This window comes from Micromonospora sp. CPCC 205558 (assembly GCF_036902955.1).
Classification (GTDB): domain Bacteria; phylum Actinomycetota; class Actinomycetes; order Mycobacteriales; family Micromonosporaceae; genus Micromonospora.
Genome location: NZ_JBAKHR010000009.1, coordinates 246697 through 273672, shown reverse-complemented (window position 1 = coordinate 273672; position 26976 = coordinate 246697). Strand labels below are relative to the sequence as shown.

Below are 26976 nucleotides of genomic sequence, written 5' to 3'. Positions count from 1 at the left end.
GGCGAGGCTGTCGTAGTTGGTGGAGACGACGATCTGGGCGGGATCACCGCCGCTGTCGGGCAGTTCGCCGGTGCGCAGGGCGAGTCGGAACACGTCGGCGAGGGCGTCGTGGCGGCGTTGCCCGGGGGACCGCTGGTCGTCGGGGCCGGATGGTGCGGTCAGCGGGTCGATGGCGGCGCGGAGGAGGCCGGCGGTTTCGGCGTCAAGGATGCCGGTGAGGCGTAGTCGACCGTCGGTCTGCTCGGACAGGGTGAGGTGCCGGTCGCGGTCGGCGCGGGCGGCTTCGGCGTCGAGGGCGGCTTTTGCGGCGGCGTCGGCGAGGTCCGGGGCGACGTGGTCGAGGATGCGGGTGCCGAGTTTGCGGAGCAGGGTGGGGTCGAACTGCCCGGCCCAGTCGACGAGCACCCCCACTGCCTTGTCGGCGGCCTCTGCGCCGGCGGCTTGCTGTACGGTGGTGACGGTGTCGGTGACGACCCGAGCCTGGTCGAGGCTGATGGCGCCATCAGCCAACGCTTGTCGGATGCCGGGGTTGCCGGTGTCGAGAGCCGTGGCGAGGTCGACGAGCCGGCGGGCGGCGGAGACGGTGAGTCGCAGTCGTTCCCGCAACCACACCGCGGTGGAGGAGGCACCCTGCGTGTGGGCTGTGCCTCGGCCGTCGATCTCGCGGACCAGGGTCAGCTTGACAGCGGCGAGGCGCTGCTCCAGGCGGTGCGTGGCGTCGAGAGCGGCGATCAGATCCTCTTCGGTGAGGGCCCAGGCGGCGGCATCGACGCAGGCGGCGACCGCGTCATCTGCCCGGGCCAACTCCTCAACCATGACCCGACACTAGAACAGACGTACGACACTTTCAGGCAAGATGATCAATGGGTCGGCGACGCCCAATGCCCATCAGGGCCGCTCCGCGAACCGAGGCGGACCGGGCGTGATCATTAAGGAACGCCGCGCCGCGCTGGGCCGCGTCGCGCTGGGCCGCGTCGCGCTGGGCCGCGTCGCGCTGGGCCGCGTCGCGCTGGGCCGCGTCGCGCTGGGCCGCGTCGCGCTGGGCCGCGTCGCGCTGGGCCGCGTCGCGCTGAGCCGCGCCGCGCTGCACGCGTCAACTCACGGTTGTCGCCGGGCCAAGGTGTCGCGAGAGAGGTCGTCCAGCGCGGCTGGCGAAGAGCGGGCCGGAGCCGGTGATGCAGGTCGCGTGGCCGGTGACGCTCTGGTCAGTCGCGCCGGACGAGGCCCGGGCCGGCGATGATGTCGACGTCGTCGTGCGAGATGTCGTGGCCGGCGGTGCAGCGGAGCACCGCGCGGATCGGTTCGCCGCAGTCGTGGTGGGTGGCGATGACGGACGGGCCGGTTTCGTTGGCGGCCCAGGTGTCGCCCCAGTTGCGCAGTGCGGTGATGACGGGCAGGAGTTCGCGGCCCTTGCGGGTGAGTTGGTACTCGTGGCGGGTGCGCTGCCCCGGCTCGCGGTAGGGGATGCGTTCGAGTAGCCCGGCGGTGACCATCTCCTTGAGTCGGGTGGCCATGGCGGGCTCGCCGACGCCGACCCGGCGGACGAAGTCGTCGAAGCGGCGTGTGCCGAGCAGGGCCTCGCGCATGATCAGGACCGTCGACCTGCTGCCCACGATGTCCATCGCCCGGGCCACCGAGCAGTTCTCGCTCGACCAGGAATCGCGATCTTCTCGTAGGTCTGCCATGACGCCCAGCATACCTGACTTGCGTAATGGCTAGCCAGGTGCTTCACTGGGTCGCGCTGACTTTGGCAGAAGCAAGCCAGACTACTAGCCTGAAGGATCTTCAGTGACCACCAGCGCCACGGCCTCGACCCCGCCCGGAGCTACTCCACCCAGAGCGGCTCCGCCCGGACCGGCAACGCCAGAGCCGGCGGCCACTGCCCGCTCATCCTTCCGCGGCTCCCGCCCGGTGACCCTGATCGCCATGTGCCTGGGCGCGATGATCACGTTCCTGCAGATCACCGCCACCGTCTCCTCGCTGACCACGATCCAGCAGGACCTGCGGGTCGACCCGACCACCCTGGTCTGGATCCCCAGCGCCTACACCCTGATGGTGGCGAGCGTCGTGCTCTCCGCGGCCACCCTGGGCAGCCGGTACGGGCGCAGGCGCATGTTCGCCGCCGGGGTCATCGCGATGATCATCGGCGCGGCCGTCGTGGCCAGCGCTCCGACCGTCGGCTGGGTGATCGCCGGGCAGTTGGTCGCCGGCCTTGGTGGCGCTCTGATCCTGCCGAACAGCCTGGCGATCCTCGGTGCGACCTTCACCGACCCGCACCGCCGGACCGAGGTCATCACCGCCTGGTCGGCGGCGTCCGGCATCGGGCTGGCGATCGGCCCGCTCATCGCGGGCGCGCTGTTGCAGCACTACCAGTGGCACAGCGTCTACCTGTCGACGATCGCGCTGGGCGTGGTCACCCTCGTCGTCGCCGTCGTCGGGGTGGCCGAGTTCCGGCCGAGTACGGCCCGACTCGACGTGCCCGGCCTGCTGCTGGGCACCGTCGCGATCGCGGCCGCCGTCTACGCGCTGATCCAGGGCGGCAAGGTCGGCTACACCAGCCCGGTGGTGTCGACGGCCTGGGTCGTCGCGGTCGTCGCACTGGTCGTGTTCGTGCTGGTCGAGTTGCGGACCAGAGCGCCAATGCTCGACGTACGGCTGTTCCGGTCCGCGTCGTTCAGCGCTGTCATGGTCGTCGGCGCGGTGTCGCTGTTCGGTTTCACCGGCGTGGCGATCCTGCTGGTCCTCTTCCACGAACGTGCCCAGGCGCTCAGCCCGCTGGACACCGGCTGGCGGTTGCTGGTGCTCTTCGGCACCTACGTGCTGGTCGCCTTCGGTGCCGGGCGGGCGATTCGTCGTACCGGATTCAAAGCGCCGTTGACCCTCGGCCTGGTCCTCGGTGCGGTGGCGAGCTTCGCCCTGGCGAACCAGGGGCCGACCACGTCGTTCGATCACCGCTGGGCCCTGTTCGTGTTGTTCGGCGCGGGCAGCGCTCTGGTGGTGGCCCCGGCGACGGCGGCGGCGATGGCCAGCGTCGCGCCACCCCAGGCCGGGATGGCCTCCGGGGCGGTCAACGCCGCCCGTCAGGTCGGCTCGGTGCTCGGCTCGTCCCTGCTCGGCACGCTCCTCACCACCACGATGGTGGCCGACCTGCCAGGCCGGCTCGCCGCGCACCAGGTCGGCGAACCCACCCGCACGGCCGTGCAGGCGGCGGTGGCCTCCGGTGCCAACGGCGACCAACCGCTGCCCGACCCGGTCCGAGCGGCGATCGCCGAGGCACTGACCTCGGGTGTCCAGGCCGGGTTGCGGATCAACGGCGTCGTCTTCCTCGTCACCGCCGTGCTCGCGCTCACCCTCATCCGCAACCGGCCGCACCAGCACTAGGAACCAGGCCGCACCAGCACTAGGACGCGAGCCGGTCCAACTCCTCGATCGCGTCGGCCGGCAGTTTCAGGTCGGAGGCGGCGACGTTCTCCCGCAGGTGCGCCACGCTGGAGGTGCCGGGGATGAGCACGGTGGTGGGGGATCGCTGGAGCAGCCAGGCGAGGGCGACCTGCTGCGGCGAGGCGTCCACCCGGGCAGCCACGCCGTCGAGGATGTCGGACTGCAACGGCGTGAACCCGCCGAGCGGGAAGAACGACGCGAACGCGATGTTCTCCGCCGCGCACCGATCGACCAGGGCGTCGTCCTGCCGGTTGACGAGGTTGTAGAGGTTCTGCACGGTGACCACCGGCGCGATCGCTTGGGCCTCGGTGAGCTGGTCGAGGGTGACGTTGCTGAGCCCGAGGTGCCGGATCAGGCCCTCCTGCCGCAGCTCCGCCAGGGCGGCGAACTGTGCGCCGAGCGGCGCGCCCATGGTGCCCTTCGCCATGCCCAGCCGCAGGTTGACCACGTCGAGCACGTCCAGGCCGAGGTGGTCCAGGTTCTCCCGGACCTGGGCCTTGAGGTCATCCGGCGTCAGAGACGGGATCCAGGAGCCGTCGGCGCCGCGTCGCGCGCCGACCTTGGTGACCAGGTGCAGATCCTGGGGGTACGGGTGGAGCGCCTCGCGGATCAGCTCGTTGACCACGACGGGTCCGTAGAAGTCGCTGGTGTCGATGTGCCGGACGCCCAGGTCGACGGCCTCACGGAGCACGGCGAGCGCCTGCTCGCGGTCGCGGGGCGGGCCGAAGACACCCGGGCCGGCCAACTGCATCGCCCCGTAGCCCATCCGGCTCAGGGTGAGGCCGTTGGCGGGGGTTAGGGCACCACCGGGAAGATTTTCGCTCATGTCGTCCTCTGTCCGTTGTCGTCGTGGCACGTGCGGCCGGTGGGAACCGGCCCTCCGACGACTGTCCGTCGGCACCCATCCGGGCGGCAGGGCGAGCTGTTCCTGGTAGTGACACAGCCAGTCACCGGGCGGTCCGGCGATCTACCGTCGATGGCATGGACGCAACGAATCCGCTCGGCGACTTCCTGCGTGCCCGCCGCGAGCAGACCCGGCCCGAGGACGTCGGGCTCGGCCCGGGCGTGGGCCTGCGCCGGGTGCCGGGGCTGCGGCGCGAGGAGGTGGCGATGCTGGCCGGCATCAGCGCCGACTACTACCTCCGATTGGAGCAGGGTCGCGAGCGGCACCCGTCGGTGCAGGTCCTCGATGCCCTCGCCGGGGTGCTGCGGCTCGACCCGGAGGCGACCTCGTACATGATCGGGTTGAGCCGTGCGCGGTCGCGCCGGGCGGCCCGACCGGCCACCGAGCGGGTGCCGGCCAGCATCCTGCACCTGCTGCGGCAGCTCACCATGCCGGCCTTCGTGCAGAACCGCTACCTCGACATCCTGGCCTCGAACCCGATGGCCAGGGCGCTGTCGCCGAATCTCGTCCCGGGCGCCAACCGACTCCGCGCGGTGTTCCTGGACGAGGCCGAGCGGGAGCTGTTCCGCGACTGGCGGCAGGCGATGCAGGGCGTGGTGGGGCAGATGCGTGCCGACGCGGGCGGGGACACCGACGACCCACGGTTGACGGCATTGGTGGGGGAGTTGTCACTCAAGAGCGACTGTTTTCGGCGGCTGTGGGCGCGCCACGAGGTGCGTCGACGGGAGGGCATCGTCAGCCGGCTGCACCACCCCGAGGTGGGCGAGCTCGACCTGTACTGCGACAAGCTCGCGGTGGCGGGCGCCGACGGGCAGCTTCTGGTGATCTACCACGCCGAGCCGGGTACGGAGTCCGAACGCTCGTTGGCGCTGCTCGGCTCGATCGCCGCCAGCACCGCGGACGACGTGCCGGACAGCCTCCGACCCGGCGACCCGGCGCGTCTCTATCCGCTGGAGTGAGCCGGTCCGGGCCGCTGCGGGGTCGCCTGGATGGCGATGTGCTGGTAACGCCTGCGCGTGGTCTCGCTGGCGGCCGGGCCGGCGGCGAACACGAAGTCGGCGTCGTCGAGCGGGCGACCGGTGCTGCGGTCCACGATCACCGGGGCGGCCTCCACCCCGGTGGCCCGGTTGACGAGGATCATGTACCGCATCAGCGTCTACGACGACAGCGCGATCCGACTGCCGCGTATCGCACCCTGACCAGCGTCGGGGCCGGGCAGACGCGGCGGGGCCGCCGCGAGGGCGTACGGTGAACAGGTCGCCCGGGGGACCCGGTGGCCGTCAGACGCCGTCGCCACCAGCCCGCCAGGGGCGTTACCGCTCATCTTCTCCGTCGCCGCGACCACCGGTCGGATCGGCTGACCGTGGACCGCGTCCCGACCGGGCGAGGCGTCGTCGTCGGCCGGCGATCGCTCGCCCGGCGCAAGCACGCAGGTTCATCCTTCGTGCATATTGTCCCGAACGCCTTGATGAAGGAGCACCAGATGAGGATCGCCAGGGACCGGATCGTCGCCGCACTTCGTGAGCGGGGTCAGCAGGCCCGGGCCGACTGGGTCGAGCGGGAGCTGCCGGAGCGCGTGGACCCGGCCAAGCACTCCGGGCTGCTCGCCACCCTGGACCTCGACCCAGCCGATCTCGCCGATGCGCCGTCCTCGTGAGGTGGCGCCGCTCGGGCCGTCCGCCGGCGGCGCGCTGATCACGACGCGCTGATCACGACGCGCTGATCACGACGCGCTGATCACGACGCGCTGATCACGACGCGCCCCCGGGGCGGGGGCGGCTCGGTAGACGCCGGGTGCCCGGCCGCCGACCCGCACGCAGTGGGATTTTGCACTCGCAGTGCACTTGTCTCCGATTGTGAGGCTGTCTAGCGTCACCTCATGGCTGACTCATGGACCTTCGCCGTGGCGCGTGACGACCTCGGGCAGACCACGCTCGTCGATGGCGTCACCCCCGCCGTGGCCGACGGCGAGGCGCTGCTGCGCGTGGACCGCGTCGGCCTCACCGCCAACAACGTGACCTACGCGGTGCTCGGCGACGCGATGCGCTACTGGGAGTTCTTCCCGCCGGACGCCCAGGGGCTCGGACCGCAGTGGGGCCTGCCGCCGCTCTGGGGCTTCGCCGAGGTGGTCGCCTCGGCGGTGGCGGGGGTCGAGGTGGGGCAACGGATCTACGGCTACCTTCCGCCCGCCGGTCACCTCGTGGTGCGGCCGGACCGGGTGGACGCGTCCGGGTTCCGCGAGGCGAGCCCGCACCGTGCCGAGTTGCCGTCGCCGTACAACGCGTACCGGTCTACCACCGGCGACCCGGCGTACCAGCGCGACCAGGAGGATCTGCTGATCCTGTTCCGGCCGCTCTTCTTCACCTCGTTCATGCTGGCCGACCAGGTTGTCGACAACGACTTCTACGGGGCCGAGGCGCTGCTGGTGTCGTCGGCGTCGAGCAAGACCGCGTACGCCGCCGCGTTCGAGCTGCACCGGCGCGGGCCGCGCCTGATCGGTCTCACCTCACCCGGCAACCTGGCGTTCACCCGGTCGCTCGGGTGCTACGACGAGGTCGTGTCGTACGACGACATCGACACCCTCGACGTCGTCCCGACCGTCTACCTCGACCTGTCCGGCGCGCCGTCGACCCGGGCCGCCCTGCGCCAGCGCCTCGGTGACCGGCTCGTCCGGGACATCGCGGTCGGGCTCACCAACCAGACGCCGAACGCGGACGCCGCCGAGGAGGTGTTCTTCGCGCCGGTGCAGATGCGCAAGCGCAGCCACGACTGGGGCCGCGACGGGCTCGATCAGCGGTTCACCGCGGCCTGGCAACGCTTCGCCGCCGTCGTGAGCGGGTGGCTCGACGTTCGGGTGGGTGCCGGGCCGACGGCGCTGCAACACGCGTGGCTCGACGTTCTCGCCGGTCGTACGCCGCCCCGGGTGGGTCACGTCATCCAACTCTGAACGGCTGACGGGGTGCGGCGCTCAGGCTGCGATGTCGTCGCTGAGCTGGTGGCGCAGCGCGGCCAGCGAGCGGGTGATCAGCCGGGACACGTGCATCTGCGAGACACCGATCCGGTCGGCGATCTGGGCCTGGGTCAGGTTGCCGTGGAAGCGCAGGCTCAGGATCTGGCGTTCGCGTTCCGGCAGCGTGGCGAGGGCCGGAGCGAGGGCGACGCGGAGCTCGACAAGATCGAACGCCTGGTCGTCGTCGCCGAGGGTGTCGCCGAGCTCCCGGCTGCCGTCGGCGCCGGTCGGGGTGGACAGCGACGTGGCCCGGTAGGCGCGCGCCCCCTCCAGCCCTTCCAGGACCGTCTCCTCGGAGACGTCGAGGTAGGACGCGATGTCGGCGACGGTCGGCGAGCGGCCGAGGGTCTGGGTCAGGGCGCTGTTCGCGGCGCTGATCGACAGGCGCAGCTCCTGGAGGCGGCGGGGCACGCGTACGGCCCAGGTGCGGTCCCGGAAGTAGCGCTTGATTTCGCCGATGATTGTGGGAATGGCGTACCCGCTGAAGTCGACACCTCGGCTGTGGTCGAAGTTGTCCACGGCTTTGATGAGCCCGACGAAGGCGGTCTGGGCCAGGTCGTCGTCGGGCGCGCCGCGTCCGCCGTAGCGGCGCGCAAGGTGCCGGGCGAGTGGCAGCCACGCCTCGATGGCGCGGTCCCGCAGTGCCGCGCGGCGGGGGTCGTCGGCCCGGGTCGCCTTCATCGTGGCGAGGAGCTCGTCCGGGCTCTGGTCGCTGCTCCGCTGATCGGCGCGTGTGCTGGTCGCGTTGTCGACGATGGTGGCCATGTGGATGGTCCTTCCCGCAGGCCCGTCGATCGAGTCGACCGGAAGGATCTCCGAACCGGCTAACGCCGGGGCGCACACACGGGCGAAGGTGCGCTGTCGCAAGGCCACGAGCACGGGCCTCGCCACCGCGTCATGTCGTTCACTTGATGACCCGGACACTACCCGAAAGGTCGACTATTTTCTAGCCGAAAGTATGACCCTGGCGTTTGCGGGACGGCGCGCTCGGGTCAGCCGCGCTGCTCCGAGGCGTCGACAGCGGCCGGGGCCGGCGGGGCCGACTGCACAGCGAACGGGTGGCGTAGTTGCCGCATGGCCTCCTCGCTGCTGTCGAAGGTCACCGCCGGTCCGTCCAGCGCGTCGCCGTTCGACGTGGCGAGGAACAGGGCAGGTCGACCGTTGTCGTTCGATGTCATACAGGGATCCTGTCTCTACGAGAGGGGTGCGTCTGAGGCCTCGGCAACGTCGGCCGTGCGACCCGGTGACGCTTCGGCGCACACGCTGGCGCCCGAATGCGGTGTCCTGTGCACGGGCGAGCGCCCGGCGACACCGACACCCCGCACCATACCCGGCGTCGTCGCCCCGTATGCGCCGCCGACGAACCCGCGTCGCTTGTGGCGAACCAGCCGTCCGAGAATTCTGTAATCCCGCCCGCTGCCGCAAGTCTCCGATCTTGAGGGCGGTCAGCGCACCCAGCGTGGGCGCCGCGCGAACGAGCACCCAAGGAGTGAGACCCATGTCGTCAGCCGGTCGAGCACTGCCCGATGTCGGGTTGGTCGTCGCGGCCCGGCAGGGCGACCAGCGGGCCCTCGACGATGTCGTCGCGGCGTCGCTCCCGCTGGTCTACAACATCGTCGGGCGTGCGCTGCGGGGGCACGCCGACGTCGACGACGTGGTCCAGGAGACGTTGGTACGGGTGATCCGATACCTGCCCGCGCTCAACGACCCGGCGGCCTACCGGTCCTGGCTGGTGGCGATCACCATTCGCCAGGTTCGTGACTGGGAGACACGCCGGCGCGTCGCTCTCAACCGCGATGCCGGGCTCGACGCGATCCACAACGTGCCCGACCCCGCCTCCGACTTCGCGGGGATGACGATTCTCCGGCTCGGCCTCACCGACCAACGACGCGAGGTCGCCGAGGCGACCCGCTGGCTCGACCCGGACGACCAGGAACTGCTCTCGCTGTGGTGGCTGGAGGAGACCGGCGAGATCACCCGCAACGAGGTCGCCGACGCGCTCGGGTTGTCACCGGGGCACGTCGCGGTGCGGGTCCACCGGATGAAGGAGCAGATCCAGAGCGCCCGCGGCGTCGTACGCGCGCTCCGCGCCCGCCCCGGCTGCCCGGACCTGGGCGTCGTGGCCACCGAGTGGGACGGCGTGCCCAGCTCGCTGTGGCGCAAGCGACTGGCTCGACACGTCCGCGACTGCGCCTTCTGTGCCCGGCTGGGAAGCACGCTCCTGCCGATCGACCGGCTGCTCGCCGGCCTGCCGCTGCTGCCGCTGCCGGCGGGTCTCGGCGCCCACCTGCCGAGCGCGGCCGCCCCCACAGCCGCGGCGCAGGCCGTCGCGCCCCCGGCTCCCACGGTCGCGCCTGCCGCCGGGCCGACCTCACCCGGGGCGGTGTCCACCGATGCCGGCGGCGGCCAGAGCATCGTCGACCTCGCGGTGAACCGGCCCCGTGGCCTGGTGCCGTCCCTCGCCGCCGGTGTGGCCGCCGCCGTCGTGGCCATCACCATGGCGGTGGTGATCCTGCCGGACGATCCGTCCGCACCCTCGTGGGCGGCGCCGCCATCCGCGGCACCCACCGCCGTCGTCCCCCCGAGCGTCGCGCCCTCGCCGAGCGCACGGCCCTCGTCGAAACCTCCGGTCACGCCGGTGGTCAGCTCCGCACGCAAGGGCGTCGGGGTGTGGAACTTCGCCGGGGCGAGTCAGGCGTTGGCGAACTCCAAGGCCGGCTGGTACTACACCTGGGGCACCCAGCACCCGGGGATCAGCACTCCGCGCGGTGCGACGTTCGTGCCGATGATCCGCAGCGCGGAGAACGTCACCGCCACGGAGCTGGCTCGGGCCAAGGCCGCCGGGCCGTACCTGCTCACCTTCAACGAGCCGGACCTGCCCGACCAGGCGAACATGACCGTCGAGCAGGCGTTGGACCTGTGGCCGCAGCTGATGGCGACGGGCAGCAGGCTGGGCAGCCCGGCTGTCGCCTGGGGTGGGCCGGACCCGCAGGGTTGGCTGGACAGGTTCATGACCGGCGCACAGGCCCGCGGCCACCGGGTGGATTTCATCACGCTGCACTGGTTCGGCGCCGACTTCACGACCGCCACCGCGGTGGCCCAACTCCGGCAGTATCTTCAGGCCGTCTACCAGCGGTATCGAAAGCCGATCTGGCTGACCGAGTTCGCGCTGATCCGCTTCGGCGCGGGCGGTTCGCAGTTTCCCAGTCAGGAGCAGCAGGCGGCCTTCCTCACGGCGGCCACCGCCATGCTCGGCCAACTCCCCTACCTGCAGCGCTACGCCTGGTTCGGGCTACCCGCCACGGCCAAGGACCGGTCCGGGTTGTTCAGCGACGGGGCCGAGGCGACAGTGGTCGGCCGCGCGTTCCAAGCCGCCCGGTGAGCAGGGGCGGACGGATGGACGAACAAGCCATGGCGGAACGCCCCGGGCTTCGCGTCCGGCCCGGGCGGCTGGTCGGCGTGGTCGCGACCCTGGTCGCCACGGTGTTGACCGTGGGTCTCACCCAGGGTTGGGGCCGCACCGACCACGCACCGGTGGCCTCCTCGGCCGCAGCCTCGTCGGCCGCAGCGGTGCCGACCGCGCCGGTGGTGCTCAACGGCACCGACGACGCCTTCATCCAACTGCTGATCCCGATGAACGAGGGCGCGCTCGCACTGATCGACCAGCTCGACACCCGACCGGCGGACGCCGACCCGTCGTTGCGTGCCCTTCTCGGTGAGCTTCGGAAGGCTCATCAGGCCGAGTTGCGGGACCTGCGGGGGCTGCTGGCCGCGGGCAACATGCCGGAGCTGAACATCCACGAGGGGCACCAGATGCCCGGCATGGTCACCGAGGCCAGCCTGGCCGAGTTGCGTGCCGCGCCCGACGCCGAGGTGCCGACCCGGGCGGTTGCGCTGATCCGGGCGCACCTCGCGCAGACCGTGGTGCTGTGCCGGGGCGAGCAGACCAGCGGGGAAAGCCCGGAGTTGAAGGCGCTGGCCGGCCGGATCCAGCAGGCGCGGGCCGCCGAGCTGAGCACGCTGGACAACCGGCCCGGCGCGCCCACCACCGCATCGGTCGGCTGAGCATGCCGCCCGGAAGACCGGCCGATGCGGACGTCTGACCTGCCCGCCGACGTCCGCCCAGCGCCCCGGGCGTCCAACCCCGCCCACCGAGCCGGCACGTCGGGCGCCGTCCGCCCGGCGGGGCGCGCGACGCACCGGCTCCGCAGCGCACCGCTGCCCGACGCGGAGCCCGCGGCTGGTTGGCGCGGTGGTCACCGTCGCGCCGCCGGCCGCGCCGCCATCGTCGCCCCGATTCTGGCGGTCAGTCTCGGGTGGCTGCTGGCGATCCTCGTCGCGCCGCACGTCACCCTCTCGCCGGGTGCGCGAATGGTCGCCCTCTTCTGTCACCTGACCTGTCTCGTGGTGGGCTTCGGTGCGGTGCTGACGGTGGACTGGTTCAGCCTCCGTTGGCTGCTGCGCAGGGAACCGCTCGGCACCGTGCTGACTGCCGCACGCGGCGCGCACCTGCTCATCTGGCTGGGCCTGGTGGGTCTGCTCGCCAGTGGTGCCGCCCTGGGTCCGGACACGTCGTCCGGGCTGGTCTGGGTCAAGTTGCTCGCGGTGCTGGTGGTCGGCATCAACGGGCTGTTCCTCGGCCGGGTGCGGGATCGGCTCGTGGCCGTGCGGGGCCGTCCGCCCTGGTCCGTCCTGCTGCCCGGTGTCGCCGCCGCCACCATCTCGCAGGTCGGCTGGTGGACCGCGACCCTCGTCGGCTTCTGGAACGCCAACAACTGACCGTCACCCACCAGCCACCAGGCAACGGCTGACGGTCGGGTTGCCGGTCAGGCCGGTGTCTGGTGTCTCTCCGCGAACCGGGCGCGGGTCAGGAACGCGAGTTGGGCCCGCTTGTCCGGCATGTCGATCTCCGAGTCGAAGGTGAAGCCCTCGATCTCCAGTCGGCGCAGGGCGAGGTGGTTGCGGACGTCCGGCTCGACCACGATCCGTTGCGCGGCCGGGTCGCGGAACAGGAAGCGTGCCACCGCCGGGCCGACCGCGTTGGTGAGGCTGCGGGCGAGGCGTCGATCGGGGCTGAGCAGCAGGTGCATCCCCACGTCGCCGGGTTGGACGGGATAGCTCTCGCCCACCGGGTCGGCCTCGGGCTGATAGCTCTGGAAGAGGCCGACCGGCTCCCCGTCAATCATGATCAGGTACGCGTGGTGGGTGGAGAGACCGTCCACAAAGGCGTAGACCTCGCGTACCTCTTCGAGGGTGTGCGAACCCATGCCCCAGAAGGAGTTGCGGGGAAGGGTCACCCAACCGTGCAGGAGGGCGGCGTCCCGGTCGGGGTCCACCGTCACCAACGACAGCTCGCCGAGGCCGGCGATCTTCTCCTGGTACGTCATCGGGCGCCGTCCTCTGTTCCATCCGGAGCGCAACTTAGGTTACCCTCCCCTAACCAAGGATGACCTTACCTGGAGGGGTGCGTGAAACGGAACTGGGAGGCCCTGGTCCTCAAGGCCATGGGAGGTCGGGACTTTCGGTTGACCGTCCTGAGCACCGAGTCGATCGACGGGCACTACCAGCGACTTCTCCTGGACGGGGGCGGCCTGCTGGAGTCGTGCGGGGTGCACCCCACGATGTGGATCCGGCTGTGGTTCGACAACGACGGCCGGGCACACCAGCGCGCCTACACGTTGGTCGACCCCGACCCGGCCACCGGCCGCTTCAGCCTCGAATTCGCCATCCACGACGGCTGCGCGGCCCGCTGGGCCACCACGGCCAAGGTCGGCGACACCATCAGCGCGACAGTTCAGGGCAGCGCGTTCGAGCTGCCCGACCCCGCGCCCGAGCATCTCTACCTCGTCGGCGACGCGGCCTCGCTGCCCGCGGTGAACAGCCTGCTCGACGCCGGCGCCGACATCCCGGCGACGGTCTGGCTGGAGTACGCCCATGAGGGCGAGAAGGCGCTCGCGCTGCGGGCCCGGGCGCACCACGAGGTCACCTGGGTGCCACGGCGCGACGCGGGTCAGCACCTCGTCGACATGGTCTGCGCCGCCCTGCCAACCAGCGGTACGGGGCACTACTGGGTGGCCTGCGAGGCGGCCAGCACCCGGGGCATCACCCGGCACCTCCGCAAGACGCTGGGCGTCGACAAGGACCGGCTGACCTCCCTCGGCTACTGGAAAGCGGCATGAAGGGCCGGCTCGGCACCCTGACCGCGCTGTACGTCACCCAGTACCTCGGCGTCGGCTTCATCACCGTCGGGCTCACCGCCATCCTGCGCGACGGCGGCACCTCGCTGGACACGCTGGCGCTCCTGCAGATCGTCGGCCTGATCTGGCCCATCAAGTTCCTCTGGGCACCGCTCCTCGACCGGTACGGTTCACGCCGCCGCGGCCACTACCGTTCCTGGCTGCTCGTGCTGCAGAGCGCCCTGGTGTTGGCCCTGCTGGCGCTGCTGCCGTTCGCCAGCCCAGCCGACGCGCTCGGCCCGATCATCGCGATCTGCGCCGCGTACGTGTTCTTCTCGGCCACCCAGGACATCGCCGTGGACGCCGTCGCGGTGCGGATGCTCGCCGAGTCGTCCCGGGGGACCGGCAACGGCATCCAGGTCGCCGCGAGCTACCTCGGCAACCTGCTCGGTGGCGGCGCCTGCGTCCTGGTCTACGACCAGTTCGGCTGGGCGCCTGCGATCGGCCTGCTGGCCGCGATGACGGCGGTCGGCCTGCTGGTGGTGTGGCGGTTCCGGGAGCCTCCCCGTACCGATCGGGTGGCCCGGGTCGGCACGGCCTACCGGGCGCTGCTGTCGGTGTTCGGCCAGCCCGGCTGCCGGTGGTGGACGTTCGGGGTGGTGCCGCTGGTCTACGTCGGCGCGGGCATGGCGTACGCCCTGGTCACGCCGGCGCTGGTCGACGCCGGGTGGTCGTTGGGTCGGATCGGCGTTGTCACCGGTGTGGTGACCAGCGCCCCGGCCATCGTGGCGGGTCTGGTGGCGGGGCTCGGGATCGGGCGGTTCGGGCGCGGTGGCGTGCTCGTGGCGGGCGGCCTCGCGCTCACGGTGTCGACGTTGCTGCTGCTGCCGCTGATGAACGGTCAGGCGCCGCTGGGCGGGACGGTCGCCGCGCTCTGCTGCTTCATGGTGGCCTACACCATCGCCAACGTCGTGCTCTACACGGTCAACATGGACTACTCCCGGCCCGACACCGGTGGCACCGACTTCACCGTCCTGTCGTCGTTCGGCCTGGTCTGCTCGTTCGTGGCGTCGTCGATCGGGCTCGCGGCGGCCGACCGGGTCGGCTACCCGCCGGTCGCGGTCGCGGCCATCGTGCTGGTGGCCGCCGGAGTCGCCCTCGGCCTCGCTCACCAGCGCCGATTCCCGCGCCGGCCCGGCTCGACCGCCGGCCCGCCAAATCGGGTAGATCGCGCTGTATCCGCCTAATAAGGGTAGGCTGCCCTAAGCGTGACATTATGGTAGTCGACGGAGGCGGCATGCGGCTCTACCTGACCGCGCTCAACCCCACCGACGCCGTCCTGGACGGGTTCCTTCCGGCAGCGGCGTCGCTCGGGCTGTCGGCCACCGTGCTGACCGACCGGCCAGCCGAATGGCCGGCGCACGTGCGGGTGGCGCGCTGCGCGGTCCGCGACGCGGCCGCGGTGGTCGCGGCGGCGGCATCGACCCGACCGGTGGCGCTACTGTCCAACAGCGACCACCTCCAGGAGGCCACCGCGATCGCCGCCCGCAAGCTCGGCCTGCCTGGCAAGGACCCGGACGCCGCCCGTCTCTGCAAGGACAAGGCGGCGGCCCGCCGGGCGATCGCCGCCGCGGGCCTCGATCTGGTACGCGCCGTCACCGTCGACCCGCAAGCCGCGCCAGAGGTGCCGACCGGGATGTTCCCGGCGGTGGTCAAACCCCGCGAGGGGGTGGCCAGTGAGGACGCGTACCTGGTGGTCGACCACGGCGAGCTGGTCGCCCGGGTCGCCGAGATCCGGGGCCGCCGGCCCGGCGTGGCCCTGGTGGTCGAGGAGTACCTCGACGGCGACCTGCGGACCTTCGAGACCCTCGGCGACGGCACCGAGCTGGCCTCCCTCGGCGGGTGGCGTACCGGCCTCGGCCCGCCACCGACCTTCACCGAGGAGAGCCTCGCCTGGTCACCCCCGGCCGAGCAGGCCCGCGCCCAGCTGCGGGAGCGGCTCGACGCGCTCGGGGTCGGCTTCGGTGCCTGCCACACCGAGTACGTCATCTCCGACGGCCGGGTCCGACTCATCGAGGTGAACTACCGTCTCATCGGTGACCGGATGGACCTGATCCTCGCCGACCTGCTCGGTGTGCCGTTGTTCGAGTACGTCATCCGGCTTCACCTCGGTGAGCCGCTGGCCGCTCTCGGCCTGCCCGACCCCGTCGACCGCCACGCCCGGGTCGAGTACGTCTGCGCGGACCGGTCCGGCCGTCTCGTCGCCGCGCCGGGCCGGCTGGACACCGTGCACGGCGACGTCCGGCTGGGCTGCCATCCGTTGCGCGAGGTGGGTCGCACCGCCGAGCACACCGGCACGAACCGTGACTACCTCGCCGTGCTGCACGGCATCGGCCCCGACGAGGCCACCGTCCGGCACTCACTGGCCGCTCTCCGCGGCGACCTCCAGTGGACCATCGTCGAGTGAGCGACGACTGCGAGCGGGAAGTCTTCGCCCGGGTGCTCGACGCCCTGCTGCGCGAGGATCACCTCGGCCTGCTCAGCGCCGGCCGACCGGACGGGCCCGACTGGTGGCAGGCGCCCCACCCCGCCGGCCTGCTGCGCATTCCGGTCCGGGCGGACGGGTTCCAGCAGGCACTGCGCAGCGCCGCGCCGATGGTGCTGCTGGTGACCCGCGCCGGCGACCCGCAGCGTACGGAGACGCTGGACGGGCTGTTGACGCTGCTCGCCCCGCACGACAACGCCGAGGCCGAGGCTGGCTGGCGGGACTTCGGCGTCGAGTGCCGCGCCGACCTGCGGGCCCGGCGGCTCGCCGCCCGGCACCGGCCGCGGGTGCTCAGCGAGGTGGCCGCCGAACGGGCGATCACCCCGACCGGCCCGCCGGCGGCGCTCCTGGACGACGTGCTCGCCGCCCACCACGGCCACCCCGTCTACCCGACCGACCGGTGCCGGCACGGTCTTCGCGACGACGAACTGCTCCGGTACGCCCCGGAGCACGCCCCACGTTTCGCGCTGCGCTGGTACGCCGCCCCCGCCGAGGAGGTTCGGCTCGCTGGCGAACTCCCAGCGTGGTGGCCGCGCGCGCCGCGACCGGACCAGTTGCTGCTGCCGGCGCATCCGATCACCGTGGCCCGCGACGCGCTAGCGGTGGTCGACCTGCCGGTGACCCCGGTGCGACCCACCCTCTCCATGCGGACGGTGGCACTCGACCACGACCCGTACCTGCATCTCAAACTCCCGCTGCCCACTGCGAGTCTCGGCGCGCGCAACCGACGCACGCTGCAACCGGGCTCGCTCGCCGACGGCGCGGCAGTCGCCACCCTGCTCGACCGGATCGCCACCACCGAACCCGGCTTCGCCGGTCGGATCCGGCACGCGGACGAGAGCACCTGGGCGCACGTCGACGGTGACGAGCGACGCGGTTTCCTGCTGCGCCGATTTCCGCGTGACCTGGCCGGCGTCCAGGTCGTGCCGGTCGCGGCCCTCGCCGCCGCCGACCCGGTGGCGGGCACCGTCCTCGAACGGATCAGCCCGGGGCGGCCCGTGCCGCTGCTGGAGTCCTACCTGGACCTGCTGCTCGACTGGCACGTCTTCCTCTGGCTGCGCCACGGCATCGCCCTGGAGGCGCACCCGCAGAACATCCACCTGCTGGTGCACCCGGACGGCACGGTCGGCCTGCTCTACAAGGACAACGACGGCGCCCGGCTCGACGCGCGGCACGAGGGCACCGGCGGGCTCGTCCTGCACGACGACCGGATGTGGGCGCGTGACCAGCAGGAATTGGCCGACGTGTTCATCACCATCACCCTGCACCTGGCCGCGACCGCGCCGCTGGTCGCCCTGGCGGGCCGCGGGCTGCCCGTTCCGTCACCCGCCGAGGCGCTGGTGCCCCGACTCGCCGCCGCGCGTGACCGGTGGGGTGACGGGCCGGCGGTGCATACCTTGACCGAGCGGGTCCTGCACGCCAACCAACTGCCCATCAAGGCCATGCTCACCGCCGGCACCCTGCTGCCCAAACAGCGGTTGGGCTGCGCCGACATCAACAAGTACTACCTGCGTACCGGCCCGAACTACCTCCGGGAGACACGATGACGAGCGCGCAGTTGCGCTCCCGGCCGGCCACCGACACCGGTCAGCTCGCCGATCTGGCCGCCGCCCACGCCGTCTTCGGCTGCCTGTTGCGCGAGCTGCCCCCGCCGGACGGCACCCCGACCGTCACCGACGGTGCCGTACGGCTGCTGCTGCCGCACCTCGACGTCACAGTGCGCTGCGAGGTCGCCCGAGCCTCGCCGCTCGGCGCGCACCGCTACGCCGGCCCGGTGCAACGAAGGATCGACGGCGGGCGGTGGGAAGACCTGGACGCGGACGGGTTGGCGGCTCTGGTCGCGGCGGAGCTCGCCACTCGTACCGGCCTGACGAATGACGAGTTCGTCGGGCAGGTCCGGGCCAGCCGGGACACCGTGGCCCGGTTGCTGGCCGATCGACCGGCCGAAGATCCCACCCCCACCGGTGAGCCCTCCATCGACGCGTACGTCGACTCCGAACAGTCGCTGGTCTTCGGCCACCCGCACCACCCCACCCCGAAGTGGCGCAGCGGTGACCCGGCCAGCTGGCGGGCGTACGCGCCGGAGCTGCGCACGGCGTTCCAGCTGCACTGGCTTGCCGTACCGGATGACCTGATCGCCGACGCCGGCCCGTTCGATCCGCTCGTGGCCGCGCTCGACCCGCCCCGGCCGCCGCGCGGGCACCGCGTCCTGCCGGTGCACCCCTGGCAGCTGTCGCTGATCCCGCCCACCCACCCACGGCTGCGCGACCTGGGGGCGGCCGGTGTGCCGGTCCGGCCGACGGCGAGCGTCCGCACCCTCTACGCCCCCGGGGCCGACCTGTTCGTCAAGACCAGCCTGCACGTGCGCATCACCAACTGCCTGCGCAAGAACGCCCGCTACGAACTCACCGGCGCGGTGGCGCTGACCGACCTGCTGGCCCGGGTGCCGCTGCCGGACGGGGTGGGGCTGCTCGCCGAGCCCGCCTACCGCACCGTCGACGTCCCGACCATCGACGAGGCGTACGGGACGATCCTGCGCGGCGGTCTGCGCCCGCACCTGCGACCCGGCGACACCCCGGTGCTGGCGGCGGCGCTGGCCTCGACGCCGCTGGTGACAGCGGACCCGGTGGCCTGGTGGCGCTCGTACGTCGGCCTGCTCGTCCCGGCGGTGCTGCGCAGTTGGCTCAGCCACGGTGTCGTGCACGAGGCGCACCTGCAGAACGTGGTCGTCGTGCTCGACCGGGACCGCCGCCCGGTACGCATGCTGCTGCGCGACCTGGAGGGGGTGAAGCTGGACGCCGACCGGTGGGTCACCTGGCCGGACGGCGTTCCGGTGCAAGTCCGGTACGGTCCCCGGGCCGCCCACCGCCGGATCGTCTACTGCCTGTTCGTCAACCATCTCGGTGGGATCAGCGGGGCTCTCGCCGACGCCCGGCCGGAGATCGAACGGCGGCTGTGGCAGGAGCTGCGGGCCGTCGTCGAGGCGGTCGCCGCCGACCTCGGTGATCCCTCCGAGCTGCGCGCGCTGCTGACCGGCGAGCCGCTGCTGGCCAAGGCGAACCTGCTGGTCCGGTGGCGGCGCGACGCCGACCGGGCCGCACCGTTCGTGCCGGTGCCGAACCCGATGGGTGGGCCACGTTGACCCGGCCGGTCTACGTCCACGACCTCGACGCGCTGGCCGCGCAGGCCCGAGCCATCCGGCGCGCGTTGCCGCAGCCGGTCGAGCTGCTCTACGCGGTCAAGGCCAACCCGGATCCCGGTGTTCTGCGGACTCTCGCTCCGATCGTCGACGGGTTCGAGGCCGCGAGCCGGGGGGAGCTACGGCGGCTGGCCGAGGTGCTGCCGGGACGGGCGCCGGCCGCGTACGCCGGGCCGGGCAAGACCGACGCGGACCTCGGCGCTGCGCTCGCCGCCGGGGTGCACCGCATCCACGTCGAGTCGCCCACCGAACTTGCGCGACTCGGCGCGCTCGCCACCGCCGCGGGCCGGTCCGCGCAGGTGCTGCTGCGGGTGAACCTGCCGGTCGACGCGCCGGGCGCGAGCCTGGTCATGGGCGGTGGGCCCAGCCCGTTCGGCATGGACCCGGCCGACGCCGTCGAGTGCGCCCGGCGCCCGCCCGCCGGCATCGACGTACGCGGAATCCACGCCCACCTGGCCAGTGGGTTGCACGCACCGCTGGCTGCGACGGTCGCCGCCGCCGTGGTCGGCTGGGCCGTGGCCGAGGTCGGCGCCGACGAGGTCGACGTGGGCGGGGGCATGACCGTCGACTACACCGACCCGGCCGCGCGGTTCGACTGGGAGGGCTACGGCCAGGCCCTGGCGGACGTCCTGGACAGGTACCCGGGAGTGCGGCTGCGCATCGAGCCGGGCCGGTCGGTAACCGCCCACTGCGGGTGGTACCTGACCGAGGTCATCGACGTGAAGCGCTCCTACGGCGAGTGGTTCGTGGTGGTGGCCGGGGGGACGCACCACCTGCGGACACCGGCGGCGAAGGGGCACGCGCAGCCGTTCTCCGTGCACCCGCGACGCGGTGCCGACGGCCCTCGTACCGACGGCGGGCCGGTCACCGTGGTCGGGCAGCTCTGCACCCCGAAGGACGTGCTGTCCTTCTCGGCCACCGCCGGGCCGATCGGCGTGGGCGACGTGTTGGCCTTCGCCATGGCCGGCGCGTACGCCTGGAACATCAGCCACCGTGACTTCCTGCTGCACGAGCCGCCGCTCTTTCGCAACGGCAATCCGAGCGGGATTGCTGCCGAGTGGGCGGAACGGGAGCTGCGGGCCTGAGTCCCGTGGAAAAGGCGTACGAACTCCCGACTTGTTCCACATTGGATTGTCGGGCGAATACCCAGTGGCGTTCGTCGTTACGATAACGCGGAACGGAGCCGATCAAGGCGCCGTTAAGTGGAGGTAACCGTCCAAATGAAGCGCATCGGATCAGCGATGCTGGCATCCGTGGTGGGTGTTGCCGCCGTCGTTCTGGCCACCAGCCAGCCGGCCCTCGCCGCCACCTCGGTCAATCTGCCCCTGTCGAGCTGGGCCTATCTCGATTCGCAGAGCCCTAAGACAAAGTTCGTCAACCCCGCAGTCGCGCCGCCCGTCGGGACGATTCTCGACGATGCGAACAAGGCGCACACCTACCGCTCCTACTTCACCTACGACCTGACCCAGCTCAAGGGCGCGGTGGTGCACAGCTCGTACCTGTACACGTACGAGGACACCGTCACCGACTGCTCCACCGCCGCGACGATCGAGTTGTGGCGGACCGCCCCGGTCAAGGCCGGCACGACCTGGAACAACCCGCCCGCCGAGCTCGACAAGCTGATCTCGGTCAACCGCGGGGCAGGTGCTTACTGCCCCGGCTACCTGGGCGTCGACATGGTGTCGACGCTCAACGCCGCCCTCGGCCGGCACGAGAAGTCGATCACCATCGAATACCGGATCACGGCAGCCCAGGAAGCGGACCCGCGGGCCGGCCGAACCTTTCAGCAGCCGACGTTGAGCTCCACGTCCAACCACCCGCCAACGGTTACCGAACCGCGTCTCGAGAGCCCGACCCGGCCGTGCGGCACCGTCGACAAGCCTTCGCCGGCGGGGGCGTCGACCCTGTTCAGAGCTACCGCGAACGACCCCGACGAGGGCGACTCGCCGTCGATCCTCTACGCGATCTGGCCGGTCGACCACCCGGACCAGCGCCGCGAGTTCTCCAGCTACAACTACGGCACGGACCTCAGTCAGTACGCCGACGGCGAGCTTCTTGCCTGGCAGGCACAAGGCCGTGACTACTACGACGCCGGCCCGTGGAGCAAAATCTGCTACCTCGTCATGGACAAGACGGCACCGGCGAACCCGCCGGGCGTCGCCTCGAAGCTCTACCCCGAGGGCACCACGCCCGGCGGGGGCACCGGCCTCAAGGGGAAGTTCCGCCTCGACGCGGGCGGCGACCTCGACGTGGTCGGGTTCGCGTGGCGTGACTCGAGCGGTTACAACGGACAGGTCAAGGCGCGGCACCCGGGCGGCACGGCGGTCCTCGAATACACCCCGAAGCGGGACCGGTTCGAGGAGCTCACCTTCCACTCGGTCGACGCCGTGGGCAACCGGGGGCCGGAGAAGCGCTACCGCTTCAACATCGCCGACACCGCACCGAACGTGCAGATCGAATTGGGCGGCGTCGGGCTTCCGAGCACGCTCGCCCTCACCGCGCGGAAGCCCGAGACGACCGCTTTCGGCTATCAGATCAAGGGTGGGCCGGAAACCCGGGTGCCGGCCGTCGACGGCGCAGCCACCGGTCAGCTGACGTTCACCGCGACCGGCGAGGTCGAGGTGGTCGTCAGCAGCTACGTGAACAAGAAGCTCATCGGTCAGGACACCCTGCGGGTCTATGTCACCGACGCTCCTGGGGTGGCGTCGGCCGAGTTCAACTTCGACACCGACCAGATCGCCGGCAAGACCGGATCGTTCACGTTCACGCCGCGCAACAGTGACGTCGTCGCCTACGAATACGTCTTGAACGGCGTCGCGGAGACCGTTCAGGCAGCCGCGGACAAAACCGCGGTCGTTTCGTGGACGGCGACCGCAGGCTGGCACGACATGGTCGTGCGGTCGGTGCGGGCGGACGGCGAGAAGTCGATGGAGGCGTACCACCAGTTCAACGTCATCGACCCGGTGCCGAACCTGTATTCGCCGACACTGCAACACCTGAACCGGATCGACGGCGTCGGCCTGCCGGTGCAGTTCTACGTGAGCAGCCGGCTGCCGGACGTGACCGGGTACGCCTACCGGTTCGACGGCGAACCGGAGGTCGCGATCGACGGCGGCGGAGGCAGCACGGAGTTCACCGTGACGCCGACGCACATCGGTGACAACACGCTGATCGTCCAGGCTCTGCTGGCCGATGGCACCCGGTCGCCGGAGAAGACCTTCACCTGGCAACCATTCGAGGCGCCGGTGGTCAGCACCGACCCGGCGAGCGGTGGTGCGGACGGTCAGCCGATGACGCTGACGTTCCGCTCGGTGCTGCCGGACACCAAGGAGTTCCGCTACTCGCTGGACTTCAGCGAGTATCAGACCGTCGCGGCGCGGCCGGACGGCACGGCGACCGTCTCGTTCACACCGCAGTCCGGAGGCGGCTGGTTCTCGGCCAGGGTCGCCGGTGTCGCTCAGGACGGAACGACGTCGCCGGAGCGCGAGATGACGGTCCCGGTCCGCGACACGCGGGTCTCGGTGTGGAGCGAGTTCTCCGAGTGGAGCCCGAGGGGTGGCATCGGCGTGCCTGGGGACTTCAGCTTCAGCACCTCATGGACTCCGGAGGTGGTGGAGTACCGCTACCGGCTCAACGACGGCCCGGAGTTGACCGTGGCCATCGGGGACAGCTGGAGCACCCGGGTCACGGTCGTGCCGGACCGGAACGGGCTCAACATGCTCACCGTGCAGGGCCGCACCGAGGACGGCCGGCTCTCCCCGGTCACCGAATATCCGTTCCAGGTCGGCACCGCGCCGTACGTGTTCTCCGAGGAGTATCCGCAGAGCACCCCCGGCGGCGGAGTGGGCCTTGAGGGCCGGTTCGAGTTCAGCGGTGGGACGGCCGGAATCACGTCGTTCGAATACACCATCGGTGGCGTCCCGGGGACGGTCGAGGCCAACGCCGAGGGCCGCGCGTCGATCACCTGGACGCCGACCGAGGCAACCGGCACCTACCTCGTCGTCAAGGGCCGCAAGGCCGACGGGAGTACCACCGACGAGGTCTGGTACTTCGTTGTGGTGAAGTCGGGCTGATCGGCCCACGAATTTCAGCAGTTGTCGAGTGACGCCCCGCAGGCCGATGAGCGCCTGCGGGGCGTCGCTCATTCGGCGCGCGATCGCCCAACCGGACGGTCGATCTGGATCAGCATGTTATCGATAACATGCTATCTTTCATCCGGGAGTGAAGGGCACGCTCCCGGTCACCTGAGCCAGCCGGCGACGACGCGCCGAGGGGTCCGCCCCTCCCGCCGCATCTGCCGGTCGGTGACCAGTCCGGGCCCCCGTCGATGCCAGACGACCATGGTTGGTCGTCAGGCGATGTCGCGCCGGCCGCATGTCCAGCTTCCGACGCTCCACCGCAGGCAGTCCGGGCCGACGGGTCGCGGCGGCACATCGCAATGTGTCGCTGCCAAGTCACGAGCACCAGAGGCCGAACGGCAAGGAGCCCAAGCAATGCTGAGACCCAGGTTCTTCCTCCCATCCATCGCGGCCGCGGCGCTTCTCCTCGCGGCCACCACCGGCGGCGTGTTGAGCGGCGGCTTCGGTGCGACGGCGGTGGCCGCCACCAACGGCACCCTCGCGGCGACCGCCGGTTGCGGCAAGGCCCCCACCCTCGCCAGCGGAACGCGGACGATTCAGAGCAGCGGACAGAGCCGTACGTACAACCTGCGGATCCCGGACGGGTACGACCGGAACCATCCCTACCGGTTGGTCTTCGGCTTCCACTGGTTGAACGGCTCGGCCAACAACGTCACTTCGGCCGGCTACTACGGGCTCCAGCCGTTGTCGAACAACAGCACGATCTTCGTCGCTCCGCAGGGGCTCAACGCCGGCTGGGCCAACACCAACGGTCGCGACCTGACCCTCTTCGACGACATCTCCCGGCAGATCGAGAACGACCTCTGCGTGGACACCACTCAGCGCTTCGCCCTGGGCTGGAGCTACGGCGGGGCGATGAGTTACGCGGTGGCCTGCGCCCGACCCACTGTCATCCGCGCGGTCAGCGTGCTGTCCGGTGCCAACCTCAGCGGATGCAACGGGGGCACTCAGCCGGTCGCCTACTTCGGCATCCACGGCATCTACGACAGCGTGCTGAACATCTCCCAGGGGCGGCAACTGCGCGACACGTTCGTGCGGAACAACGGCTGTACCGCGCAGAGCCCGCGCGAGCCGAGCCGGGGCAGCCTCACCCACATCACCACCGCCTACTCGGGCTGCCGAGCCGGCTACCCGGTGCAGTGGGCGGCGTTCGACGGGGACCACACCCCCAGCCCCGTCGACGGCTCGGGCAGCCCCAACGACTCGCGGACCTGGACCTCGGGCGAGATCTGGAGGTTCTTCAGCCAGTTCGAGTCGACGACCCCTCCGACCACCCCGCCGCCCACGACCCCGCCGCCCACGGATCCGCCGACCACCCCGCCGCCCACCGGGGAGCCCGGCGCCTGCGTGGCCACCTACCGGACGCTCAACACCTGGCCCGGCGGCTTCCAGGCCGAGGTGACCGTGGCCAACAACTCCGCGGCGGCTTTGAACGGCTGGACAGTGGGCCTGACCCTGGCCAGTGGTCAGGCCATCAGCAGCCTGTGGAGCGGTGTCAACACGGGCACCACCGGCAGCGTCACCGTCAGGAACGCCCCCTACAACGGCACGGTTGGCCCGAACGCGTCGACGAACTTCGGGTTCACCGCCACGGGCAACGGTGCCAGCGCACCCAGCAACGTCACCTGCACGAGCCCCTGACCGGGGCGGGATGAGGGACGGGGCCCCTTGCTGACGGGTTCGGGTCAGGAAGGGGCCCTCGCTAACGGACCGTGCGCGCGTCGTACCGTTGCGGACATGGGCCCGGCCATCCGACGGATCGCGATCGATGCAGTCATCGCGATCGTCGTCGCGGCCGTCGTGGCGGTGGCGATCCGAGTCGCCGACGAGCCCGGCGCCCGGCCGCCGGACGCGCGCGCCTACGCGATCGGCGCGGTGATCGGGCTCCTGCTGGTCTTCCGCCGCCGCTGGCCGCTGCTGGTGCTCGTCGGCTCGGTCACCGCGCTGATGATCTACTACGCGCTTGAGTACCCGGGCATCCCGCCCGCCCTCCCGCTGGCCGCCGCCCTCTTCTCCGTCGCGGCCGCCGGCCGGTTCACCTGGGCGCTCGTCGTCGCCGGGTTCTTCGTCGTCCTTGAGCTGATCATGCGTTACACGCTGCTCGGCGAGGGCTTCTTCCCCGCCCTGGCGGCGACCCTCGAAGAGGGTTCACTGCTCGCGGCCGTGGTGCTGCTCGCCGAGACGATCCGCACCCGCCGGATCCGGCTGGCTGAGGCACAGCAGCGGCTCGCCGTGATGCGTCAGGAGCGTCAACACGAGGTCGCCCAGGAGCGGCTCCGCATCGCCCGCGAGGTCCACGACGTACTCGGTCACACGATCGCCGCGATCAGTGTGCAGGCGAGCCTCGCCGACGACATCTTCGACAGCAAGCCGGCCGAGGCGCGGGCCGCGTTGCGTAGCATCCGGGGCGCGGCCCGCGACGCGATGCACGAGGTCCGCTCGGCGATCGGCATGCTCCGCGACGCCGGGGAGGTGCCCGATCTGGCCCGCGTCTTCGCGGTCGCCGAGCAGGCCGGCGTGAAGGTGCGCTCGGGGGTCGCCGGCAACCCGCGACCGATCCCGCCGGAGGTGGCGCTCTCGGTCTACCGGATCGTGCAGGAGTCGATCACCAACACGGTCAAACACGCCGAGGCGACGACCGTCGACGTGACCATCACCTACACGGGTGGCGCCGTCACGGTCGAGGTCGTCGACGACGGGGTCGGGGTCCCGGCGAGCCGGCGGGGGCACGGGGTGGCCGGCATGCGGGAACGGGCCACGGCCGCGGGCGGATCGCTCGAGGCGGGCCCTCGGCCGGAGGGCGGGGGTTTCCGGGTGGCCGCGCGGCTGCCGGTCGAGGTGGAGGAGACAGCGTGACGATCCGGATGGTGCTGGCGGACGACCAGACACTCGTACGGGCCGGCTTCCGGGGCCTGCTCGACCACAGCGACGACCTGGAGGTGGTCGGTGAGGCATCCAACGGCGCCCAGGCCGTCGAGATGGTCGCCGCGACCCGGCCCGACATCGTGTTGATGGACGTGCGAATGCCCGTGCTCGACGGCGTCAAGGCCACGGCCGCGATCGTCGAACGGTTCCCGGCCGTGCGGGTCATCGTGCTGACCACCTTCGAGCTCGACGAGTACGTCTTCGAGGCGCTGCGCGCTGGCGCGAGCGGGTTCCTGCTCAAGGACATCGAGCCCGACGAACTGCGCCAGGCCGTGCGGGTGGTGGCCGGCGGCGACATGTTGATCTCGCCGCGGGTGACGAGCCGGCTGGTGAGCGCATTCGTCAGCAGGGTCGCGCCGCCGCCGGTCGACGGCGGCCGGCTGGCGGTGCTGACCGACCGCGAGCGCGAGGTGATGAGCCTGGTGGCCAGCGGCCTGACCAACGAGGAGATCGGGCGCCGGCTGTCGATGAGCCCGGCCACCGCCCGTACCCACGTCCACCGGGCCATGGTCAAGCTCCGCGTCCGCGACCGCGCGCAACTCGTCGTGCTCGCCTACCAGACCGGGCTCGTCGCGCCCGGCAGCTAGCTACGGCCCCTGTTTCGCAGGGGATCCCGGCTACGGTGATCGCCGTACAC

The 26976-nt window shown here is 71.4% G+C and carries 25 protein-coding genes; 17 read left to right on the top strand and 8 right to left on the bottom strand.

Features of this window, described 5'->3' with window-relative positions; translation table 11 throughout:
* The 3 genes from V6U86_RS13785 to V6U86_RS13775 all read right to left on the bottom strand — a co-directional run.
* Positions 1 to 816: DUF222 domain-containing protein (locus V6U86_RS13785; protein ID WP_334502845.1), on the bottom strand; the 816-nt coding region annotated here is incomplete at its 3' end.
* A gap of 31 nt (positions 817 to 847) precedes the next feature.
* Positions 848 to 1090: a hypothetical protein gene (locus V6U86_RS13780; RefSeq protein WP_334502843.1), complete on the bottom strand. Its 243-nt coding sequence runs from the start codon at positions 1088 to 1090 to the stop codon at positions 848 to 850.
* A gap of 115 nt (positions 1091 to 1205) precedes the next feature.
* Positions 1206 to 1685, bottom strand: a complete 480-nt coding sequence (locus V6U86_RS13775) for a winged helix-turn-helix transcriptional regulator (protein ID WP_334502841.1) — start codon at positions 1683 to 1685, stop codon at positions 1206 to 1208.
* Positions 1686 to 1911: 226 nt separating this feature from the next.
* On the opposite strand from V6U86_RS13775, the gene V6U86_RS13770 reads away from it, so the two are divergent.
* On the top strand, positions 1912 to 3381 hold the full coding sequence (locus tag V6U86_RS13770) for an MFS transporter (RefSeq protein WP_334502839.1): 1470 nt from the start codon (positions 1912 to 1914) through the stop codon (positions 3379 to 3381).
* A 19-nt stretch (positions 3382 to 3400) separates the two neighbouring features.
* Here the strand turns inward: V6U86_RS13770 and V6U86_RS13765 are convergent, their stop codons facing one another.
* Positions 3401 to 4267 carry an oxidoreductase gene (locus V6U86_RS13765; protein WP_334502837.1) on the bottom strand — a complete coding sequence of 289 codons (867 nt, stop codon included), beginning with the start codon at positions 4265 to 4267 and terminating at the stop codon, positions 3401 to 3403.
* Positions 4268 to 4422: 155 nt separating this feature from the next.
* On the opposite strand from V6U86_RS13765, the gene V6U86_RS13760 reads away from it, so the two are divergent.
* A complete protein-coding gene (locus V6U86_RS13760) occupies positions 4423 to 5304 on the top strand; it encodes a helix-turn-helix domain-containing protein (protein ID WP_334502835.1) in 882 nt (293 codons plus the stop codon).
* On the opposite strand, the gene V6U86_RS13755 is transcribed toward V6U86_RS13760, so the two are convergent.
* Complete coding sequence (locus tag V6U86_RS13755) at positions 5289 to 5495, bottom strand: hypothetical protein (RefSeq protein WP_334502832.1); 207 nt, start codon at positions 5493 to 5495, stop codon at positions 5289 to 5291. The genes V6U86_RS13760 and V6U86_RS13755 overlap by 16 nt on opposite strands.
* Before the next feature lie 333 nt (positions 5496 to 5828).
* Between V6U86_RS13755 and V6U86_RS13750 the strand changes: the two genes are divergently transcribed.
* Positions 5829 to 6002 (top strand): hypothetical protein, encoded by a 174-nt coding sequence (locus V6U86_RS13750; protein ID WP_334502830.1) that lies wholly within the window; start codon positions 5829 to 5831, stop codon positions 6000 to 6002.
* Positions 6003 to 6224: 222 nt separating this feature from the next.
* Positions 6225 to 7292, top strand: coding sequence for a DUF2855 family protein (locus V6U86_RS13745; RefSeq protein WP_334502827.1), 1068 nt, complete (start codon positions 6225 to 6227; stop codon positions 7290 to 7292).
* Between the two features lie 21 nt (positions 7293 to 7313).
* On the opposite strand, the gene V6U86_RS13740 is transcribed toward V6U86_RS13745, so the two are convergent.
* Both V6U86_RS13740 and V6U86_RS13735 read right to left on the bottom strand, forming a co-directional pair.
* On the bottom strand, positions 7314 to 8120 hold the full coding sequence (locus tag V6U86_RS13740; RefSeq protein WP_334502825.1) for an RNA polymerase sigma factor SigF: 807 nt from the start codon (positions 8118 to 8120) through the stop codon (positions 7314 to 7316).
* A 227-nt stretch (positions 8121 to 8347) separates the two neighbouring features.
* Complete coding sequence (locus V6U86_RS13735; RefSeq protein WP_334502823.1) at positions 8348 to 8533, bottom strand: hypothetical protein; 186 nt, start codon at positions 8531 to 8533, stop codon at positions 8348 to 8350.
* 320 nt (positions 8534 to 8853) lie between these two features.
* Here V6U86_RS13735 and V6U86_RS13730 point away from each other — a divergent pair, with 320 nt between their 5' ends.
* Genes V6U86_RS13730 through V6U86_RS13720 form a run of 3 tightly spaced genes read left to right on the top strand, consistent with a single transcriptional unit; the run spans position 8854 to position 12134 of the window.
* Positions 8854 to 10737 carry a sigma-70 family RNA polymerase sigma factor gene (locus tag V6U86_RS13730; protein ID WP_334502821.1) on the top strand — a complete coding sequence of 628 codons (1884 nt, stop codon included), beginning with the start codon at positions 8854 to 8856 and terminating at the stop codon, positions 10735 to 10737.
* A gap of 14 nt (positions 10738 to 10751) precedes the next feature.
* Entirely contained in the window at positions 10752 to 11420 is a 669-nt protein-coding gene (locus tag V6U86_RS13725; RefSeq protein WP_334502819.1) for a DUF305 domain-containing protein, read from the top strand.
* A gap of 24 nt (positions 11421 to 11444) precedes the next feature.
* On the top strand, positions 11445 to 12134 hold the full coding sequence (locus V6U86_RS13720) for a hypothetical protein (RefSeq protein WP_334502817.1): 690 nt from the start codon (positions 11445 to 11447) through the stop codon (positions 12132 to 12134).
* Positions 12135 to 12181: 47 nt separating this feature from the next.
* Here V6U86_RS13720 and V6U86_RS13715 read toward each other — a convergent pair whose 3' ends face one another.
* A complete protein-coding gene (locus V6U86_RS13715) occupies positions 12182 to 12742 on the bottom strand; it encodes a GNAT family N-acetyltransferase (RefSeq protein ID WP_334502813.1) in 561 nt (186 codons plus the stop codon).
* Between the two features lie 81 nt (positions 12743 to 12823).
* Between V6U86_RS13715 and V6U86_RS13710 the strand changes: the two genes are divergently transcribed.
* The 10 genes from V6U86_RS13710 (at position 12824) to V6U86_RS13665 (ending at position 26926) form a co-directional block, all read left to right on the top strand.
* Positions 12824 to 13534, top strand: coding sequence for a siderophore-interacting protein (locus tag V6U86_RS13710; protein WP_334502810.1), 711 nt, complete (start codon positions 12824 to 12826; stop codon positions 13532 to 13534).
* A complete protein-coding gene (locus tag V6U86_RS13705) occupies positions 13531 to 14778 on the top strand; it encodes an MFS transporter (RefSeq protein ID WP_334502808.1) in 1248 nt (415 codons plus the stop codon). The genes V6U86_RS13710 and V6U86_RS13705 overlap by 4 nt, the downstream gene beginning before the upstream one ends.
* Before the next feature lie 50 nt (positions 14779 to 14828).
* A complete protein-coding gene (locus V6U86_RS13700; protein WP_334502892.1) occupies positions 14829 to 15998 on the top strand; it encodes an ATP-grasp domain-containing protein in 1170 nt (389 codons plus the stop codon).
* On the top strand, positions 15995 to 17623 hold the full coding sequence (locus tag V6U86_RS13695; protein ID WP_334502806.1) for an IucA/IucC family protein: 1629 nt from the start codon (positions 15995 to 15997) through the stop codon (positions 17621 to 17623). The genes V6U86_RS13700 and V6U86_RS13695 overlap by 4 nt, the downstream gene beginning before the upstream one ends.
* On the top strand, positions 17620 to 19218 hold the full coding sequence (locus V6U86_RS13690; protein ID WP_334502804.1) for an IucA/IucC family protein: 1599 nt from the start codon (positions 17620 to 17622) through the stop codon (positions 19216 to 19218). The genes V6U86_RS13695 and V6U86_RS13690 overlap by 4 nt, the downstream gene beginning before the upstream one ends.
* Positions 19215 to 20360, top strand: a complete 1146-nt coding sequence (locus V6U86_RS13685; RefSeq protein WP_334502802.1) for an alanine racemase — start codon at positions 19215 to 19217, stop codon at positions 20358 to 20360. The genes V6U86_RS13690 and V6U86_RS13685 overlap by 4 nt, the downstream gene beginning before the upstream one ends.
* 156 nt (positions 20361 to 20516) lie before the next feature.
* Positions 20517 to 23348 (top strand): hypothetical protein, encoded by a 2832-nt coding sequence (locus V6U86_RS13680; protein WP_334502800.1) that lies wholly within the window; start codon positions 20517 to 20519, stop codon positions 23346 to 23348.
* Positions 23349 to 23768: 420 nt separating this feature from the next.
* Positions 23769 to 25055: a cellulose binding domain-containing protein gene (locus V6U86_RS13675; protein ID WP_334502798.1), complete on the top strand. Its 1287-nt coding sequence runs from the start codon at positions 23769 to 23771 to the stop codon at positions 25053 to 25055.
* Between the two features lie 96 nt (positions 25056 to 25151).
* A complete protein-coding gene (locus V6U86_RS13670; RefSeq protein ID WP_334502796.1) occupies positions 25152 to 26270 on the top strand; it encodes a sensor histidine kinase in 1119 nt (372 codons plus the stop codon).
* Positions 26267 to 26926, top strand: coding sequence for a response regulator transcription factor (locus V6U86_RS13665; RefSeq protein ID WP_334502794.1), 660 nt, complete (start codon positions 26267 to 26269; stop codon positions 26924 to 26926). The genes V6U86_RS13670 and V6U86_RS13665 overlap by 4 nt, the downstream gene beginning before the upstream one ends.
* Positions 26927 to 26976: the final 50 nt, after the last annotated feature.

What these genes read in the sequence shown, in the direction of transcription:
- V6U86_RS13775 (WP_334502841.1), bottom strand. Translation starts at nt 1,685, where the DNA reads ATGGCAGACCTACGAGAAGATCGCGATTCCTGGTCGAGCGAGAACTGC.
- V6U86_RS13765 (WP_334502837.1), bottom strand. Translation starts at nt 4,267, where the DNA reads ATGAGCGAAAATCTTCCCGGTGGTGCCCTAACCCCCGCCAACGGCCTC.
- V6U86_RS13760 (WP_334502835.1), top strand. Translation starts at nt 4,423, where the DNA reads ATGGACGCAACGAATCCGCTCGGCGACTTCCTGCGTGCCCGCCGCGAG.
- V6U86_RS13755 (WP_334502832.1), bottom strand. Translation starts at nt 5,495, where the DNA reads ATGCGGTACATGATCCTCGTCAACCGGGCCACCGGGGTGGAGGCCGCC.
- V6U86_RS13750 (WP_334502830.1), top strand. Translation starts at nt 5,829, where the DNA reads ATGAGGATCGCCAGGGACCGGATCGTCGCCGCACTTCGTGAGCGGGGT.
- V6U86_RS13745 (WP_334502827.1), top strand. Translation starts at nt 6,225, where the DNA reads ATGGCTGACTCATGGACCTTCGCCGTGGCGCGTGACGACCTCGGGCAG.
- V6U86_RS13740 (WP_334502825.1), bottom strand. Translation starts at nt 8,120, where the DNA reads ATGGCCACCATCGTCGACAACGCGACCAGCACACGCGCCGATCAGCGG.
- V6U86_RS13735 (WP_334502823.1), bottom strand. Translation starts at nt 8,533, where the DNA reads ATGACATCGAACGACAACGGTCGACCTGCCCTGTTCCTCGCCACGTCG.
- V6U86_RS13730 (WP_334502821.1), top strand. Translation starts at nt 8,854, where the DNA reads ATGTCGTCAGCCGGTCGAGCACTGCCCGATGTCGGGTTGGTCGTCGCG.
- V6U86_RS13725 (WP_334502819.1), top strand. Translation starts at nt 10,752, where the DNA reads ATGGACGAACAAGCCATGGCGGAACGCCCCGGGCTTCGCGTCCGGCCC.
- V6U86_RS13720 (WP_334502817.1), top strand. Translation starts at nt 11,445, where the DNA reads ATGCGGACGTCTGACCTGCCCGCCGACGTCCGCCCAGCGCCCCGGGCG.
- V6U86_RS13715 (WP_334502813.1), bottom strand. Translation starts at nt 12,742, where the DNA reads ATGACGTACCAGGAGAAGATCGCCGGCCTCGGCGAGCTGTCGTTGGTG.
- V6U86_RS13705 (WP_334502808.1), top strand. Translation starts at nt 13,531, where the DNA reads ATGAAGGGCCGGCTCGGCACCCTGACCGCGCTGTACGTCACCCAGTAC.
- V6U86_RS13700 (WP_334502892.1), top strand. Translation starts at nt 14,829, where the DNA reads ATGCGGCTCTACCTGACCGCGCTCAACCCCACCGACGCCGTCCTGGAC.
- V6U86_RS13690 (WP_334502804.1), top strand. Translation starts at nt 17,620, where the DNA reads ATGACGAGCGCGCAGTTGCGCTCCCGGCCGGCCACCGACACCGGTCAG.
- V6U86_RS13680 (WP_334502800.1), top strand. Translation starts at nt 20,517, where the DNA reads ATGCTGGCATCCGTGGTGGGTGTTGCCGCCGTCGTTCTGGCCACCAGC.
- V6U86_RS13675 (WP_334502798.1), top strand. Translation starts at nt 23,769, where the DNA reads ATGCTGAGACCCAGGTTCTTCCTCCCATCCATCGCGGCCGCGGCGCTT.
- V6U86_RS13670 (WP_334502796.1), top strand. Translation starts at nt 25,152, where the DNA reads ATGGGCCCGGCCATCCGACGGATCGCGATCGATGCAGTCATCGCGATC.